This is a genomic window from Cellulosimicrobium cellulans (genome assembly GCF_001722485.1).
Classification (GTDB): Bacteria; Actinomycetota; Actinomycetes; order Actinomycetales; family Cellulomonadaceae; genus Cellulosimicrobium; species Cellulosimicrobium cellulans_A.
In genome coordinates this window covers 15,825-33,354 of the sequence record NZ_LWGL01000006.1, presented here as the reverse complement: position 1 = coordinate 33,354, position 17,530 = coordinate 15,825, and the positions used below count along the sequence as shown (strand labels likewise).

At 71.9% G+C, this 17,530-nt stretch carries 12 protein-coding genes and 2 tRNA genes; 12 read left to right on the top strand and 2 right to left on the bottom strand.

What is annotated here, in order from left to right; translation table 11 throughout:
- Window positions 1-347: 347 nt before the first annotated feature.
- The 5 genes from dnaA (at window position 348) to JZ5iCDA_RS01630 (ending at window position 6,788) form a co-directional block, all read left to right on the top strand.
- Complete coding sequence (dnaA, locus tag JZ5iCDA_RS01655) at window positions 348-1,766, top strand: chromosomal replication initiator protein DnaA (RefSeq protein ID WP_069385528.1); 1,419 nt, start codon at window positions 348-350, stop codon at window positions 1,764-1,766.
- 915 nt (window positions 1,767-2,681) lie between these two features.
- Entirely contained in the window at window positions 2,682-3,812 is a 1,131-nt protein-coding gene (dnaN, locus tag JZ5iCDA_RS01645) for a DNA polymerase III subunit beta (RefSeq protein ID WP_069385526.1), read from the top strand.
- A gap of 70 nt (window positions 3,813-3,882) precedes the next feature.
- The gene (gnd, locus tag JZ5iCDA_RS01640) at window positions 3,883-4,818 is read left to right on the top strand and encodes a phosphogluconate dehydrogenase (NAD(+)-dependent, decarboxylating) (protein WP_069385525.1); all 936 of its coding nucleotides are present in this window, start codon (window positions 3,883-3,885) and stop codon (window positions 4,816-4,818) included.
- A gap of 37 nt (window positions 4,819-4,855) precedes the next feature.
- Entirely contained in the window at window positions 4,856-6,199 is a 1,344-nt protein-coding gene (locus JZ5iCDA_RS01635; RefSeq protein ID WP_069385524.1) for a DNA replication/repair protein RecF, read from the top strand.
- Window positions 6,200-6,287: 88 nt separating this feature from the next.
- A complete protein-coding gene (locus JZ5iCDA_RS01630; protein WP_069385543.1) occupies window positions 6,288-6,788 on the top strand; it encodes a DUF721 domain-containing protein in 501 nt (166 codons plus the stop codon).
- Between the two features lie 134 nt (window positions 6,789-6,922).
- On the opposite strand, the gene JZ5iCDA_RS01625 is transcribed toward JZ5iCDA_RS01630, so the two are convergent.
- Window positions 6,923-8,482, bottom strand: a complete 1,560-nt coding sequence (locus JZ5iCDA_RS01625) for a hypothetical protein (protein WP_069385523.1) — start codon at window positions 8,480-8,482, stop codon at window positions 6,923-6,925.
- 564 nt (window positions 8,483-9,046) lie between these two features.
- Between JZ5iCDA_RS01625 and gyrB the strand changes: the two genes are divergently transcribed.
- The 6 genes from gyrB (at window position 9,047) to JZ5iCDA_RS01600 (ending at window position 15,570) form a co-directional block, all read left to right on the top strand.
- The gene (gene gyrB, locus JZ5iCDA_RS01620) at window positions 9,047-11,131 is read left to right on the top strand and encodes a DNA topoisomerase (ATP-hydrolyzing) subunit B (protein WP_069385542.1); all 2,085 of its coding nucleotides are present in this window, start codon (window positions 9,047-9,049) and stop codon (window positions 11,129-11,131) included.
- Between the two features lie 387 nt (window positions 11,132-11,518).
- Complete coding sequence (gene gyrA, locus JZ5iCDA_RS01615) at window positions 11,519-14,158, top strand: DNA gyrase subunit A (RefSeq protein WP_139122909.1); 2,640 nt, start codon at window positions 11,519-11,521, stop codon at window positions 14,156-14,158.
- Window positions 14,155-15,075 (top strand): DUF3566 domain-containing protein, encoded by a 921-nt coding sequence (locus tag JZ5iCDA_RS19335; protein WP_216093383.1) that lies wholly within the window; start codon window positions 14,155-14,157, stop codon window positions 15,073-15,075. Before gyrA ends, JZ5iCDA_RS19335 begins: the two co-directional genes overlap by 4 nt.
- A gap of 161 nt (window positions 15,076-15,236) precedes the next feature.
- Window positions 15,237-15,310 (top strand) — tRNA-Ile (locus JZ5iCDA_RS01605).
- 27 nt (window positions 15,311-15,337) lie between these two features.
- Entirely contained in the window at window positions 15,338-15,457 is a 120-nt protein-coding gene (locus JZ5iCDA_RS19330) for a DLW-39 family protein (RefSeq protein WP_216093382.1), read from the top strand.
- Between the two features lie 40 nt (window positions 15,458-15,497).
- Window positions 15,498-15,570 (top strand) — tRNA-Ala (locus tag JZ5iCDA_RS01600).
- A gap of 73 nt (window positions 15,571-15,643) precedes the next feature.
- On the opposite strand, the gene JZ5iCDA_RS01595 is transcribed toward JZ5iCDA_RS01600, so the two are convergent.
- Window positions 15,644-16,801: a hypothetical protein gene (locus JZ5iCDA_RS01595; RefSeq protein ID WP_069385522.1), complete on the bottom strand. Its 1,158-nt coding sequence runs from the start codon at window positions 16,799-16,801 to the stop codon at window positions 15,644-15,646.
- Window positions 16,802-16,947: 146 nt separating this feature from the next.
- Between JZ5iCDA_RS01595 and JZ5iCDA_RS01590 the strand changes: the two genes are divergently transcribed.
- Entirely contained in the window at window positions 16,948-17,487 is a 540-nt protein-coding gene (locus JZ5iCDA_RS01590; RefSeq protein WP_069385539.1) for a peptidylprolyl isomerase, read from the top strand.
- Window positions 17,488-17,530 lie beyond the last annotated feature (43 nt).

Sequence of the window (17,530 nt, the reverse complement as noted above, 5' to 3'; positions counted from 1 at the left end):
GACGCACGCGGCGGGCGCTCGTCTCACGGTCGAGTCGTCCGGCGACGGCATGTCGTCGACGTCCCTCGTGTGGGCGCGCCAAGAGCACCTGGAAAGGCTGTCTGACGTTACGCTGCCGAGACGCGTACGGTCAAACCCGGGTCGCGAGCTTGACCCGGTGCGCTCCCGTGCGGTAGCTACGCACAGCCTGTGGACAACTATGTGGACGAGTGGATCCGTGGCACGATCGTCCGTGCACCACCGCCATCCTGACACCACGTCGCTCCGCGCCGCCCGTCGTGCCGATCCGTCGCCCGACCCGCGGACGCACGGCCGACGCACACCCACGAGCCCGTGAGGACCCACCCGTGCCGAACCCGGACGAGAACATCGGCGACGTCTGGGCACAGACGCTGAGCATCCTCGAGGCGAGCCCGGACATCACCCCGCGCCAGATCGCCTTCATCCGGCTCGCCAAGCCGCTCGCGATCCTGGACGACACGGTCTTCATCGCGGTCCCGCACGAGCAGACGCGCACGTATCTCGAGACGCGGGTCCGGGACGAGCTCGTCACGGCCATGTCCTCGTGCCTGGGGCGTGACGTGCGCTTCGGCATCACCGTCGACCCGGAGCTCAGCTCGGAGCCCGTCTCGGCACCCGCCGCGCGGCCCGCGGTCGAACGGCCCTACGTCGACCCGGACGACGACCTCCCGGACCTGCCGCCCCCGCCCCCGCCGCGCCCGCAGGCCGAGCCGAGCCGCCTCAACCCGAAGTACGTCTTCGAGACGTTCGTCATCGGCTCGTCCAACCGCTTCGCCCACGCGGCGGCCGTCGCCGTCGCGGAGGCGCCCGCGAAGGCGTACAACCCGCTGTTCATCTACGGCGACTCCGGGCTCGGCAAGACCCACCTGCTGCACGCGATCGGGCACTACGCGCACAACCTGTACCCCAACGTGCGCGTGCGCTACGTGAACTCCGAGGAGTTCACGAACGACTTCATCAACTCCATCGGTGAGGGCAAGGCCGGGGCGTTCCAGCGCCGCTACCGTGACGTCGACGTGCTCCTCATCGACGACATCCAGTTCCTGCAGGGCAAGGAACAGACGATGGAGGAGTTCTTCCACACGTTCAACGCGCTCCACAACGCGAACAAGCAGGTCGTCATCACGTCCGACCTGCCGCCGAAGCAGCTCAACGGTTTCGAGGACCGGCTGCGCTCGCGCTTCGAGTGGGGCCTCATCACCGACGTGCAGCCGCCGGACCTCGAGACGCGCATCGCGATCCTCCGCAAGAAGGCCAGCAGCGAGCGTCTGAACGCGCCGGACGACGTCCTGTCGTACATCGGCTCCCGGATCTCGACGAACATCCGTGAGCTCGAGGGCGCGCTCATCCGGGTCACCGCGTTCGCGAACCTCAACCGGCAGCAGGTCGACCTGCCCCTCGCCGAGATCGTCCTCAAGGACCTCATCACCGACGAGGACTCGGCGGAGATCACGCCGGCCGCGATCATCGCGCAGACCGCCGCCTACTTCGGCCTGACGATCGAGGACCTGTGCGGTGGCTCGCGCTCGCGCGTGCTCGTCACGGCCCGCCAGATCGCCATGTACCTGTGCCGTGAGCTCACGGACCTCTCGCTCCCGAAGATCGGGCAGCAGTTCGGCGGGCGTGACCACACCACAGTCATGCACGCGAACCGCAAGATCACCGAGCAGATGGCCGAGCGTCGGTCGACCTACAACCAGGTCACCGAGCTCACGAGCCGCATCAAGCAGCAGCACCGGGGCTGACCTCCGCCCCGTGGTGCCGGCCCGTCATCACCACGGACGACGCCGGTGACGTCCCGTACCGCGCGCCGTCGCACCCGGACGGCAGCATGCCGTCGTCCCGCACCCTCGCGCACCTCGCGGCGCCAGCACCGGACCACGACGACCGGCGCCTCTCCCCTGCCGCCCTGCCACGCCACCCTCCGGCCGTGCACATGGTGTGGGCCGAGTTGTCCACAGCCATCCACAGGGTTGCTGTGGGCAACGAGACTCCCGGGATCATGCGGCGGTCGTGTCGAACGACCCCGCGCCGCATCGGTCGGGACGCGTCGGCACGCGCCGTCGTCCACGACCTGCATGTGGACGGTTCGCGGCGTGGGACAACGACGGTCGGGCCACATGTACACACTTGTGCACGGCTCTGTGGATAACTGTGGACGACGGGCCCTTCGATGTGGACACGCACCCTCGCGTCGGTGGACGCCGTGTGGGGACGAACGCTCCGCCCACAGGCCGCGCGACTTACCCACATCCCGACCACCACCTCGTCCACACCCAGAAATTGCCGCTGACCTGCGGCGACGCACGATTTCCCCGGTTCCCACAACACCGATGACGATGACGAAGGTGTTCTTCAAGGGGAGATTCCACACGCCTTCATCAGGCCTCGGCCGGTCGAGCGACACACCCTGCGTCCTCCCGGGGAGGACTGGTGCCTCCGATGCTGCTCCTCGCGTAGGGTTCATGCACGAGATGACGTGCACCGTGGCCGCTGCTGCTCGCGCCGTGACGCGCCACCGCACCGAGGTCGGACCTCGACGCCCGTGCGGGCCGGGACGCGGAGCGCGGCGGGACGCCCCGACGGTCACGAGCAGCACGGACGTCCGGGACATGTGAAGATCGAGTCCGATCCTGGACGCAGGGACGAGAGGGTGTGGGATGAAGTTCCGGGTTGAGCGTGATGTCCTGGCCGACGCGGTGACCTGGACGGCGCGGACCCTGCCGACCCGGCCCCCGGCTCCCGTCCTCGCCGGCGTCCGGCTCGAGGCCGACGCCTCCGGCACGATCGGCCTGTCGAGCTTCGACTACGAGGTCTCCGCGCGCTCGGAGATCCCGGCCGAGGTCAGCGAGCCCGGCACGGTGCTCGTCTCCGGCCGCCTCCTCGCGGAGATCTCCCGCGCGCTGCCCGCCAAGCCCGTCGACGTCGTGCTCGAGGGCAACAAGGTCATCGTCACGTGCGGCGCGAGCCGCTTCACGCTCCTGACCATGCCCGTCGAGGAGTACCCGGCCCTCCCCGCGATGCCCGAGCTCACGGGCACGGTCTCCGGCGACGAGCTGACGCACGCCGTCGCGCAGGTCACCGTCGCGGCGAGCCGCGACGACACGCTCCCCCTCCTCACGGGCGTGCGCGTGGAGATCGAGGGCGAGCGCATCACGCTGCTCGCGACCGACCGCTACCGCCTCGCGCTGCGCGAGCTCACCTGGACGCCCGTGACGCCGAGCTACTCGGCCGTCGCGCTCGTGCGCGCGCGCACGCTCAACGACGTCGCGAAGTCGCTCGGCGGCTCGGGCCTCGTCAACGTCGGCCTCAGCACCGGTGCGGGCGTCGACCTCATCGGCTTCGAGGCGGGCGGTCGCCATACGACGTCGCAGCTGGTGGACGGCGACTACCCCGCCGTGCGCCGTCTCTTCCCGGACGAGACCCCGATCCACGCCGTCGTCCCCACCGCGGCCCTCATCGACGCCGCGAAGCGCGTGTCGCTCGTGGCGGAGCGCAACACCCCGATCCGGTTGTCGTTCACCGACGGCCAGGTCGTCCTCGACGCCGGCCAGGGCGACGACGCGCAGGCGTCGGAGGCGCTCGAGGCGGTCCTGGTGGGTGAGGAGATCTCCGTCGCGTTCAACCCGCAGTTCCTCCTCGACGGCCTCGGCGCGCTCGGCACGGACTTCGTGCGCCTCAGCTTCACGCACCCGAACAAGCCGGTCGAGTTCACGGGTCAGGAGTCGCTGGACGGCGAGGACTCGTCCGCCTACCGCTACCTCCTGGTCCCGATCCGCTTCGCCGGCTGACGCGCGTCCAGCGCGCGCCCGCCCGGTCACCACGGCACCCCACCGCATCCACGCACCCGGAGGACTCCGCATGGTCACCCGCATCGGTCTCGTCGGTCTCGGCAAGATGGGCAACAACATGCGCGAGCGGATCCGCGCCGCGGGCATCGAGGTGACGGGGTACGACCCGCGCCCGGAGGTGTCCGACGTCGCGACGCTCGCCGACCTCGTCGCCGCGCTGCCGACCGACGGCCCGCGGATCGTCTGGGTCATGGTGCCCGCCGGCGACCCGACCCGCGGCGTGGTCACCGAGCTGGGCGGTCTTCTGGGCGAGGGCGACGTCGTCATCGAGGGCGGCAACTCCTACTACCGCGAGGACCAGGCCCGGGCGGCAGAGCTGGCCGAGAAGGGCGTCGGCTACCTCGACTGCGGCGTCTCGGGCGGGGTGTGGGGGCTCGCGAACGGCTACGGCCTCATGGTCGGCGGCCCGAAGGAGCTCGTCGACGCCGCCATGCCGGTCTTCGACGCGCTGCGGCCCGAGGGGCCGCGCGAGGAGGGCTTCGTGCACGCCGGCGACGTCGGTGCGGGCCACTTCGCGAAGATGGTCCACAACGGCATCGAGTACGGGCTCATGCAGGCGTACGCGGAGGGCTACGAGCTGCTCGCCGCGAAGGACGTCGTCACGGACGTGCACGGCACGATGAAGGCGTGGACGCGCGGCACGGTCGTGCGCTCGTGGCTGCTCGACCTGTTCGTGCGCGCGCTCGAGGAGGACCCGGAGCTCGCGCAGATCGACGACTGGGTCGACGACTCGGGCGAGGGCCGGTGGACGGTCGACGAGGCGATCGACAACGCCGTCCCGCTGCCCGTCATCTCGGCCGCGCTGTTCGCCCGCTTCGCCTCGCGCCAGGAGCAGTCGCCCTCGATGAAGGCCGTCGCGGCGCTGCGCCAGCAGTTCGGCGGCCACGCGGTGAAGGCGGCCGGTCCGGCGTCGCCCGGCGCGGGGCCGCTCGAGCCCCCCGCCTGACTCGCTCCCCCTTCCCGACGCACCACCTCGAGCTGCCATGTACGTCTCGCACCTGTCCCTCGTCGACTTCCGCTCGTACGAGACGGTCGACGTCGAGCTCGTGCCGGGCGTCAACGCGCTCGTCGGTCCGAACGGCCAGGGCAAGACCAACCTCGTCGAGGCGATCGGGTACGTCGCCACGCTGTCGAGCCACCGCGTGGCCGGCGACGTCGCCCTCGTCCGCGCGGGGGCACCACGCGCCGTCGTGCGCACGCGTGTCGTCCGCGGCGACCGGGCGAGCACGGTCGAGCTCGAGCTCAACCCCGGCAAGGCCAACCGCGCGCGGATCAACCGCTCGCCCGCGTCGCGGCCGCGGGACGTCCTGGGGATCGTCCGCACCGTGCTGTTCGCCCCGGAGGACCTCGCCCTGGTCAAGGGCGACCCCGACGGGCGCCGGCGCTTCCTCGACCAGCTCGCCGTGCTGCTGGTCCCCCGCGTCGCGGCGCTGGTCGCGGACTACGAGCGTGTGCTGAGGCAGCGCGGCGCGCTCCTCAAGTCGGCCGCGGCGCTGCGTGGTCGTGGCCGCGGCCGCCCGTCGCGCACCCCGGCTCCCCCGGTGCCCGACGACGCCTCGGACGCCTCTGCAGCGGACGGCCCCGAGGCGGCTCTCGCCACGCTCGACGTCTGGGACGCGCGCCTCGCGACCCTCGGCGCCGAGATCACCGCGCTGCGCCTGCAGCTCGTCGCCGCCCTGACGCCGTACGTGGCGCACGCGTACGAGCAGGTCAGCTCGGGGCAGGGCGAGGCGCGCGTCACCTACCGCTCGTCCGTGGACGAGGCCCTCGGTGACGACCTCCCGGGGCCCGACGGCTCAGCGCCCGACGCCCGACCCGGGACCGCGGAGGCCGGCGCCACCGCGCCCGGCGAGGCGGCGACGTCGGACCTCCCCGACGTGCCCACGCTGGAGAAGCGCATGCTCGAGGCGCTGCGCGTCGTGCGGGCCAAGGAGATCGAGCGCGGCGTCAACCTCGTCGGGCCACACCGTGACGACCTCGTGCTCACCCTCGGCGGCCTGCCGGCCAAGGGGTACGCGAGCCACGGCGAGTCCTGGTCCTTCGCGCTCGCGCTGCGCCTCGCGTCCTACCGCCTGCTCAAGGACGGCGCGCCCGCGGGCCTCGAGTCCCTCCTGTGGGCGGACCAGTGGGGGCCCGACGGCGAGCCGATCCTCGTGCTCGACGACGTGTTCGCCGAGCTCGACGCGCGGCGCCGCGACCGCCTCGCGGAGCTCGTCGCGGACGCCGGGCAGGTGATCATCACCGCGGCGGTCGCGGAGGACGTCCCCGCGCTGCTCACCGGTGCGCGCTTCGCGGTCCAGAGCGGGACGGTGACCCGTGCCGACTGACGACGAAGCGGAGCGCGAGACGCACGCCCCGTCCACCGACCCTGTGGACGAGGAGCCGCGCGCCACGGGGCTGCCCGTCGGGCACGTCGTGGACCTCACACCGCCGGCGGAGGTCGCACGGCAGGCGCTGAACCGTGCGAAGGCCGCGGCGCGCGCCAAGGGCCTGCGGCCCGGGCAGGAGCCGCGCCGTCGCGTCCTCGGTGACCAGCCGACGTCGGGCGCACGGCCGGGAGGGCGCGACCCGCAGCGTCTCGCGGACGTGCTCGCCCACCTGCTGCGCGAGCGCGACTGGGTCGCCGACGTCTCCGTCGGCGGGGTCGTGGGCCGGTGGCGCGAGGTCGTCGGCGACCAGGTCGCGGACCACTGCGAGCCGGAGACGTTCGAGGACAAGGTCCTCGTCGTGCGCGCCGACTCCACCGCGTGGGCCACGCAGGTGCAGCTCCTCGCGCCGCGCCTGCTGGAGCGGCTCGCGCAGGAGGTGGGCGAGGGCGTCGTCGAGACGGTGACGGTGCTGGGCCCGGCGGGGCCGAGCTTCCGGCGCGGCAAGCGCTCGGTCCGCGGCCGCGGACCGCGCGACACCTGGGGATGACACCGGAGATGACGACCGGGGTCGACACCCGGGGATGACGGTCGGCGCAGCTGTGGATACGTCGAGGGCCCGCCGCGATCTCTCGCGACGGGCCCTCGGGCCGAGCCGTCAGGGGTGACGGTCCGGCGACGGCCTCACGCCTGGACGCGACGGCGCAGCCAGAAGACGAGCACGCCGCCGCCCACCAGCAGCACGGCGAATGCCGCGGCGCCGGCGACGGTCGCACCCGTCGAGGCGAGCTGCGAGCCCTCGTCCTCGTCGCTCACGAGCGTGACGTCCTCCGCGGCGATCGGCGCGACCGGCGGGTTCGCGCACTCGCTCGACGCCGGCGGGTACTCGACGACCGTCGAGTACGACGGGTTGACCTCGAACCGCACCTGCACGCCCTCGCGCGTCCACGCGTAGTTGCCCTCGGTCTGCGTGTAGGAGCCGTCCTCGTTGCGGACGTACCCCGGCCACTGCTTCGGCTCGGTCGCCGAGGCACCGGGCCACAGGACGCGGCCGGACAGCGGCTGCTCGCCCACGACGTAGTCCTCGCCGCCGCGCGGGTGGAGGAACGTGATCGTCAGCGGGTTCTCGCCCTCGGCCTCGACGCCCTCGGGCAGCGTGACCTCGTAGCCCAGGTACGGGACGTCGGCCTCGCACACGGCCTCGACGGCGCCCGGGACGAGCGCGCAGTCCTCGGCGGCGGGCAGGACCGCCTCCGCGGGGAGCACGGCACGGCGGCCGTCCTCCGCGAGGACGTAGCCGGCGGGAAGGTCGGTGAGGGTCACGCCCTTCGCCGCCTCGGCGACGACGCCCTCGGCCGTCGTGGTGTAGCGGATGAGGTCGGTGCTCCCGGGCAGCACGACGTCCTCGAGCGTGGCACCGCAGACGGCGGCGGCGGCCGGCGCCACGGGCGTCGCCTCGACGGGCTCGACGGGCTCGACGGGCGCGGGTGGCGCGCCCTGCGGGCCGCGGGACGGGGCGCAGGCGCCCTCGGGCAGCAGGTCCACGAGGTCCGCGTGCTCCCACGCGACGAGGCTCCCGGCGGGGAAGTCGCCCTTGTGGTGGCCGTCGGCCGAGTACTCGATCTCGGCCGGGAGCTCGTACTCGCCGGCGGGGAGGTTGATGAGGTCCTGCTGCACGCCCCACGCGGTGCAGAGCTCCTCGACCGGGACGTCCTCGCCCACGACCTCGCGCACCGCGTCCAGCTCGAGCGGCCGGACGGTCCAGGTCATCGCCCACGGGTCTGCGGGCACGGCGGCCTCGTGACCGGTGACGAACTTCTGCGGGCCGGAGTTCTCCCAGGCCGCGTCCTTGGTGGGGTCGACCTTCGGGTACACGTACACGCCGACCTGACCGAGGTCCTCGTCGGTCGGGCACGCCGTCGTGGTGCCCCGCTCGCTCCAGTCGTAGCGCGAGCTGTCCGCCGCGTCGACCTCGACCTCCCACTCGTGGTCGGTCGTCGGGTCGAGGTCCACGGACGTCCGGAAGTCCCGTCCGAAGCTCGCCTGCTCCACGACGTCGCCGTCGACGCTGATGGTGACCTCGTTGTCCTTGCCCTGGTCCGCGTACGCCCAGAGCGCGACGTCGACCGACGAGCAGTCGGCGTCCACCACGGGGGTGTGCGCGGAGGCCGGTGCGGCGCTCACGACCAGCGCGGCGCCCAGTGCGAGCGCCGTGGTGGTGGCGCCCGCGAGAAGTCTCTTCACGGGGGAGGTGTCCCTTCGAGGCATGGGCCGGCCGCTGCCCCCTGACAGCCGGCACGAATGTGGATGGTCCGGGCCATCCAACCATCATCCGCCCGAAAAGCCGATACCTGGTCAAGGTATGCACAGAGCGACGGAACCGGACGTATGTACCGTACGGCCGCCGTGGACGGGCCTGTGGACAACGGTGTGGAGAAGTCGCGCGACGATGCCGGCGAGCACGTGACCGGTCGTCCTCAGGAACGCGCAGATCCGCGGTTTTCGGCTCGCTGCGGGTAGACTGGGACGGTCATTCCGGGTCGTGCCACCGCCCTTCCCGCAGCCCTCGCGCCCCGCGCGTCCGGCCACCCGCCGGCCACGCTCCACGGCGCGTCGAGGAACCTGCGGTGCTGGCGGTGCAGGCCCGGAACCTATGAGCCGTCGACGACCGTCCTGCGCGGGAGGAACGGCCGGATCCGGGCCGGAACCCGGCCGGATCCGGGCCCGTACCTGCAGCGGCAGCCGTCGTGTGCACGACGACGAGGAGCAGTCCTGCCCGTGGCAGACCACACCGACACCGCCCAGCCCCTGAGCGCGGCAGCAGCCGACGGCACACCCCCTGCGGGTGGTGGCTACGACGCCAGCAACATCACCGTCCTCGAGGGCCTCGAGGCAGTCCGCAAGCGTCCGGGCATGTACATCGGCTCCACCGGCGAGCGCGGCCTCCACCACCTTGTGTACGAGGTTGTGGACAACTCGGTGGACGAGGCCCTCGCCGGGCACGCCGACACCATCGACGTGACACTTCTCGCCGACGGAGGTGTACGCGTCGTCGACAACGGGCGCGGCATCCCTGTGGCGATCCACCCGACCGAGGGCAAGCCGACCGTCGAGGTCGTCATGACGATCCTCCACGCGGGCGGCAAGTTCGGCGGCGGCGGCTACGCCGTCTCGGGCGGTCTGCACGGCGTCGGCATCTCGGTCGTCAACGCGCTCTCCACGCGCGTGGTCACCGAGGTGCGTCGCGACGGCTACGCGTGGCGCCAGGAGTTCGCCGACGGCGGCAAGCCCGTCACCGGGCTCGAGCGGGGCGAGGCGACGACGGAGACCGGGACGTCGCAGACGTTCTGGGCCGACCCGGGCATCTTCGAGACGACCGAGTTCGACTTCGAGACCCTGCGCGCGCGCTTCCAGCAGATGGCCTTCCTCAACAAGGGCCTGCGTATCACGCTGACGGACGAGCGCCCGTCGCACCTCGACACCGGCGACGAGGTGACCGGTGCGGACGACGCGCGGGACCCTGCAGAGGGCGACGTCGCCGAGGTCACCGACGGCACGACGGCCGGCGCGTCCGCGGACGCACCGACGGCACGCACCGTGACGTACAAGTACGACGGCGGCCTCGTCGACTACGTCAAGCACCTCAACTCGGCGAAGAAGGTCGAGCTCGTCCACCCCGACGTCATCGACTTCGAGGCCGAGGACACCGAGCGCAAGATCTCCGTCGAGATCGCGATGCAGTGGACCAGCGCCTACTCCGAGTCCGTCCACACGTACGCCAACACGATCTCCACGACCGAGGGCGGCACGCACGAGGAGGGCTTCCGCGCGGCCATGACGTCCCTCGTCAACCGCTACGCGCGCGACAAGGGCATCCTCAAGGAGAAGGACGACAACCTCACGGGCGACGACATCCGCGAGGGGCTCACCGCCGTCGTCTCCGTGAAGCTCGGCGAGCCGCAGTTCGAGGGCCAGACGAAGACCAAGCTCGGCAACACCGAGGCCAAGACGTTCGTCCAGCGCGTCGTCAACGAGCGACTCGTCGACTGGTTCGACTCCCACCCGAACGAGGGCCGCGACGTCATCCGCAAGGCGATCCAGGCGTCCCAGGCCCGCATCGCCGCGCGCAAGGCCCGCGAGGCGACGCGCCGCAAGGGCCTCCTCGAGTCCGGCGGCATGCCCGGCAAGCTCCGGGACTGCCAGTCGAACCGCCCCGAGGAGTGCGAGATCTTCATCGTCGAGGGCGACTCGGCGGGCGGGTCCGCGGTCCGCGGCCGCAACCCGAACACCCAGGCGATCCTGCCCATCCGCGGCAAGATCCTCAACGTCGAGCGCGCGCGCCTCGACCGGGCGCTGTCCAACCAGGAGGTCCAGTCGATCATCACCGCGTTCGGCACGGGCATCGGCGAGGACTTCGACCTCCCCAAGCTGCGGTACCACAAGATCGTCCTCATGGCGGACGCCGACGTCGACGGCCAGCACATCGCGACGCTCCTGCTCACGCTGCTGTTCCGCTACATGCGCCCGCTCATCGAGAACGGCCACGTGTACCTCGCGCAGCCGCCGCTGTACCGGCTCAAGTGGTCCAACGCGCCGCACGACTACGTCTACTCCGACCGGGAGCGCGACGCGTTCCTCGCCGCCGGCCAGGCCGCCGGCAAGCGCATCCCGAAGGACAACGGCATCCAGCGCTACAAGGGTCTCGGCGAGATGGACTACTCCGAGCTCTGGGACACGACCATGGACCCCGAGCACCGCACGCTCAACCAGGTCACGCTCGACGACGCCGCCGCCGCGGACGAGATCTTCTCCGTCCTCATGGGCGAGGACGTCGAGCAGCGCCGCAGCTTCATCCAGCGCAACGCCAAGGACGTGCGGTTCCTTGACATCTGACCCGCGCGCAGCCGTCGCCGGGTGTGCCGGGGCGCGGCTCTCCGGGGCGGCCGCGCCGGGTCTACCATCCGCGGCCTCGTCCCTCGGCCGCTCCCGCCAGACCCGCCACGACCCGGCACGGCCGCCCCTCCGGCCACGACCTGGCACGGCCGGTCCGTGGCGGGACGACGGGCGAGCGGGCGGTGCGGCGTCGGATGCGAAGGGCGTAGAAGCCGGGCGCGGCCGCGGACTGCCGGCAGCGCGAGGTGACGGCGCGGCCAGCCCGAGCACCGACGGCGCACCGCCCGCGGACCGGACCGCCGCACCTGACGGAACCACGACTCACGAAGAGACGAACGAACGAGGTAGACCGTGACCGACGAGCAGAACCCCGAGACGGAGACGAACGTGCCGGGTGACGGCGCGCCCGACGAGGTCGTGCACGCGGACGGGACCGCGGTCGCGGTGCACCACGGGCGCATCGAGCAGGTCGACCTGCAGCTCGAGATGCAGCGGTCGTACCTCGACTACGCGATGAGCGTCATCGTCGGGCGCGCGCTGCCCGACGTGCGCGACGGCCTCAAGCCGGTGCACCGCCGCGTGCTGTACGCGATGTACGACGGCGGCTACCGGCCGGACCGCTCGTTCTCGAAGTGCTCGCGCGTCGTCGGCGACGTCATGGGCAAGTTCCACCCGCACGGCGACAGCGCGATCTACGACGCGCTCGTGCGCCTCGTGCAGGACTGGTCGATGCGCTACCCGCTCGTCGCGGGCCAGGGCAACTTCGGCTCGCCGGGCAACGACCCGGCGGCGGCGCCGCGGTACACCGAGTGCCGCATGGCCCCGCTGGCCATGGAGATGGTCCGGGACATCGACAAGGACACGGTCGACTTCCAGGACAACTACGACGGCCGCACGCAGGAGCCGGCGGTCCTGCCGGCCCGGTTCCCGAACCTGCTGGTCAACGGCTCGGCGGGCATCGCCGTCGGCATGGCGACGAACATCCCGCCGCACAACCTGCGCGAGGTCGCGGACGGCGTGCAGTGGCACCTCGACCACCCGGAGGCGAGCCGCGAGGAGCTTCTCGCTGCGCTCCTGCAGCGCATCAAGGGACCGGACTTCCCGACGGGCGCGACGATCCTCGGGCACAAGGGCATCGAGGAGGCGTACCGCACGGGCCGTGGCTCGATCACGATGCGCGCGGTGGTCAACGTCGAGGAGATCCAGGGCCGCATCTGCCTGGTGGTCACCGAGCTGCCGTACCAGGTGAACCCGGACAACCTCGCGGCGAAGATCGCGGACCTCGTCAAGGAGGGGCGGATCCAGGGGATCGCGGACATCCGTGACGAGACGTCCGGCCGCACAGGCCAGCGCCTCGTCGTCGTGCTCAAGCGCGACGCGGTCGCGAAGGTCGTGCTGAACAACCTGTACAAGCACACGCAGCTGCAGGACTCGTTCGGCGCGAACATGCTCGCGCTGGTGGACGGGGTGCCGCGCACGCTGAGTCTCGACGCGTTCGTCCGGCACTGGACGACGCACCAGGTCGACGTGATCCAGCGCCGCACGCGCTACCTGCTGAACGAGGCCGAGCGCAGCATCCACATCCTGCGCGGGTACCTCAAGGCGCTCGACGCGCTGGACGAGGTCATCGCGCTGATCCGCCGCTCCCCGGACGTGGACGTCGCGCGCTCGGGGCTCATGGAGCTCCTGGGCGTCGACGAGATCCAGGCGACGGCGATCCTCAACCTGCAGCTGCGCCGTCTGGCCGCCCTGGAGCGGCAGCGGATCATCGACGAGCACGACGAGCTCGAGCGCCGGATCGTCGACTTCCGCGACATCCTCGCCAAGCCGGAGCGGCAGCGCCGGATCGTGGGCGACGAGCTCCGCGAGATCGTGGACCGCTACGGCGACGAGCGACGGACGACGGTCCTGCCGTTCGACGGCGAGGTGTCCGTCGAGGACCTCATCGCCGAGGAGGAGATGGTCGTCACCATCACGCGCGGCGGGTACGCGAAGCGCACCCGCAGCGACAGCTACCGCGCCCAGAAGCGCGGCGGCAAGGGCGTGCGCGGCGCGCAGCTGCGCGAGGACGACATCGTCGACCACTTCTTCGTCACGACCACGCACCACTGGCTGCTGTTCTTCACGAACCTCGGCCGCGTGTACCGGGCGAAGGCGTACGAGCTGCCCGAGGGCGGCCGCGACGCGAAGGGCCAGCACGTCGCCAACCTGCTCGCGTTCCAGCCGGGCGAGAAGATCGCGCAGGTCCTCGACCTGCGCGACTACGACGCCGCGGAGTACCTCGTGCTCGCGACGCGCCGCGGCCTGGTGAAGAAGACGCGCCTGACCGAGTACGACTCGGCGCGCTCGGGCGGTCTCATCGCGATCAACCTGCGCGAGGACGAGAACGGCACGCCCGACGAGCTCGTGTCCGCGCGGCTCGTCGACGCGACCGACGACCTCATCCTCGTCTCCCGGAAGGGGCAGTCGATCCGGTTCCAGGCGGACGACGAGGCGCTGCGGCCGATGGGTCGCGCGACGTCGGGCGTGACGGGCATGAAGTTCCGCGAGGACGACGAGCTGCTCTCGGCGGACGTCGTCGTGCCGGGCTCCGACCTGTTCGTCGTGACCGAGGGCGGGTTCGCGAAGCGCACGCGCGTCGACGAGTACCGCGTCCAGGGACGCGGTGGCCTGGGCATCAAGGTCGCAAACCTGGTGGAGGCGCGTGGAGATCTCGTGGGGGCTCTGGTGACGGAGGCCGACGACGAGGTCCTCGTCATCATGGAGCGGGGCAAGATCGTGCGGTCCGCCGTCGGCGAGGTCAACCTCACGGGTCGCAACACCCAGGGAGTGACGTTCGCGAAGCCGGACAAGGGGGACCGCATCATCGCGGTCGCCCGGAACGTCGAACGTCGTCTCGGGGAGGATCGGGATACCGTGGGCGACGAGAGCACGCCGAGCACTGCCCCGGACTCCGACCAGAGCGCCACGGCCGAGGAGGCCGGTGGGACCGAGACGGCCCCCGGAACCACCGAGGAAACCAGATGAGCAGCGAGAAGAACGCCCCGCCGAGCGTGACGCCGGAGGTCGCGGTGCCGCGCCCCGACACGACCACGCGGACCGCGACCCGTCCTGCCGCCGGAGAGGGCTCCGCGTCGACGAACGGTCACGCTGCCGCCTCGAGCAACGGGCACGGTGCCGTCGGCACGAGCGCGCCTCCTCCCCCGCCGCCGCCCCCGCCGGGCGACGCCTCCGCGGGTGACCGCTCCACGGACGAGGGCATGGAGACCGCGTCGGGCGAGAGCCGCGTCTCGGTCGCCCGGGCCGGGGCGGTCAAGGCCGCCGCCGCTGCCCTCGCGGCCGCGCGGTCCGCCGCGAAGAAGGTCTCCGCCTCCGCGCCGGCAGAGCAGCAGGGGCGTGCGGAGCACGACGTCGACCAGGGGGAGAGCCGCATGGCCACGACCGCGGACACCGGGGCGGGACCGGACACGTCCACGATGCACTACTCGGCGGCCGGTGTGACCGGCACGGCGAGCTCGCTCACCGGCGCGGGGACGGCGGCGTCGACCGCCACGGGCGCGACGCCGGCGGTCCGCGGGGACGGCCCGCGGCGCGTGCGCCTGTCGGTGTCACGCATCGACCCGTGGTCGGCGATGAAGCTGGGCTTCCTGCTCGCCGTGGCGATCGGCATCATGACGGTCGTCGCGACGGCCGTCGTCTGGTACGTGCTCGACGGCATGATGGTGTTCCAGAAGATCCAGGACTTCGTCACGCAGATCGCGGGCGAGGAGAGCAACGTCGACATCATGCAGTTCGTCGAGTTCGGCCGCGTGGTCTCGCTCGCGACGCTGCTGGGCGTCATCAACGTGGTGATCATCACCGCGCTGTCGACGATCCTCGCGTTCCTCTACAACATCGTCGCCGCGCTCGTGGGCGGCGTGCACCTGACGCTGACCGACGACTGACACGAGGGTCGCCCGCCCGGCGGTCCGCGCACCCGCACCGGGACCCGTCCCGGTTTGGGCCAGCGGGCCCGGGTGGGGTAACCTCAAGCGCTGCCTGCGTGCGGCGGAATCCCTTCCGGTCCTCGTGACCCGGTCCGGGTACGTCGCACCAGGGTGCGAACGGGCCTATAGCTCAGACGGTTAGAGCGCTTCCCTGATAAGGAAGAGGTCAGAGGTTCAAGTCCTCTTAGGCCCACTGTCGAACCCACCGAGGGGGAACGTGATGAAGAAGCTCGTGATCCTGCTCCTCGCCGCCGCCGCCGGCTTCTTCGTGTGGCGCAAGTACTCCGAGGACGCGGCCGAGCGCGACCTGTGGGCCGAGGTCACCGACACGTTCGAGTGAGCCCCGCGGCTCGCACCTCCGGCTCCCCGCCGGAATCCCAGGGGCCATGGCGCAATTGGTAGCGCACCTGCTTTGCAAGCAGGGGGTTGGGGGTTCGAGTCCCCCTGGCTCCACGTCTCGCACGACCACGAAGGGTCCCGCACCTCCCGGTGCGGGACCCTTCGTCGTGCGCGGGTACCGGTGCGGTCAGGCGCCGGCGGGCTTGTCGCCGCCCTGCTCCGGCTTGTTCTCCTCCGCCTTGCGCGCGGCGTGCTCGACGTGCGCCGCGGCCTCGTCGGCGTCCGTCCCGGCCGAGGCCTCCGTCTCGTCGCCCGGCTCGGCCGACCACTGGCCCGTGGCGTTCTTCGCCGCGCCACCCCGCGAGCGGCCGGTCGCCTTCTTCGCGGCGCCGCGTGCGTCGGAGACGGCGTCGTTCACGCGGCCCGAGACGTCCTCGCGGACGCCCGCGGCACGCTCGGCGAGCTTGTCGGTCGCCTCGCGCCCGCGCGCGACGGCGGAGCCCGCCGCCTCGCCGAGCTGCTCGGCCGCGTCGCCGACGGCGTGGCGCGCGTCGCCGACGACGTCGTCGAAGCGGACCTGCTGCTGCTCCTGCTCCCACGGCTCGGCCCACGGGTCCGTCTGGGGCTGCGCGCGCCGGTAGAGCACGTAGCCGACGCCCGCGGCCGTCACGCCGCCGACGACCCACCAGATCGCGCGGCCCTTGCCGCCGGAGGAATCGGCCTCCGCGGCCTTCTTCGAGGCCTTCCTCGCTGCCTTGTCGGCGGCGGCGGCGACCTTGAGCGCGGCCTTGTCGGCGGCCTTGGCCGCCTTCCTCCCCGCGCGTCCCGACGCCTTCTTCGCCTGCTTCGCGGCCTCCTTGGCGGCCTTCTTCGCCTGCTTGGCGCCCTTGCGGCCCGTGCCGCTGTCCGCGGCGGCCGCCGTGGTCGCGGCTGCCGCGGTCGCCGCGGTCGCCGTCGCGGCCGCGGCGTGCTCGGCCGCGCGCTGCGCGGCGTCGTTGAAGCTCGTGACGATCTTCGGCAGCACCTCGTCGACGAGCTTGTCGTGGGCGTTGTCGATGACGGGGCCGGCCTTGCCGGCGGCCAGCTCGACGCGCGGCGCCGCGGCCTGGATGCTGTCCTGCCACGCCTTCTCGACGCGCGGCTGCAGCCACTCGAGGAACGCCTCGGCCTTCGGCGTCCCCCACTCCCTGGCGTGCACCGCGGCGTCCTTGGCCTGACCGGCGAGATGCATCGCCGCGGTCTGCGCCGTCGCGACGGCGCCCGCCGCCTGGTCCTTCATCTTCTCGGTGTCCAGCGTGCCGATCGTGTCCTTGACCGTGCTGGTCCCTGAGCGAGAACGAGTCATGCGCGCTCCTCGGTTCGTCGTCCGACGCGGACGGTGGTGGAAGGTGACGTTCCGCCCACTCTGCCACCACCCCGCGCGCACCGCGAGGCGTCCGGCGGGTCCTTCTCGGACGGGCCCTGAGCGGGGATCGTGGGAGGATGGTGCGCATGTTCGCAACCCTCCACACGACCGCTGGTGACATCCGGATCGAGCTCCTGCCGAACCACGCCCCGAAGACGGTGGCGAACTTCGTCGGCCTCACGCAGGGCACCAAGGCGTGGTCCGACCCCCGCACGGGCGAGGAGCGCACCGACCCGTTCTACGACGGCCTGATCTTCCACCGGGTCATCAAGGACTTCATGATCCAGGGCGGCTGCCCGCTCGGCACCGGCACGGGTGGCCCCGGCTACACGTTCGACGACGAGATCCACCCCGAGCTGCAGTTCGACCAGCCCTACCTGCTCGCGATGGCGAACGCCGGCCTGCGCCGCAACCCGGTGACGGGCGCGACCGAGGGCACCAACGGCTCGCAGTTCTTCGTCTCGACCGTCGCGACGCCGTGGCTCAACGGCAAGCACACGATCTTCGGCCGCGTCGCGGACGAGGAGTCGAAGAAGGTCGTCGACGCGATCGAGGCGACCCCCACGCGCCCGGGCGACCGGCCGCAGGAGGACGTGGTCATCTCCTCCGTGACGATCGAGGACTGACCATCTCCCAGCCTCCGGTCCCCCCAGGACCTCCTGGGCACCC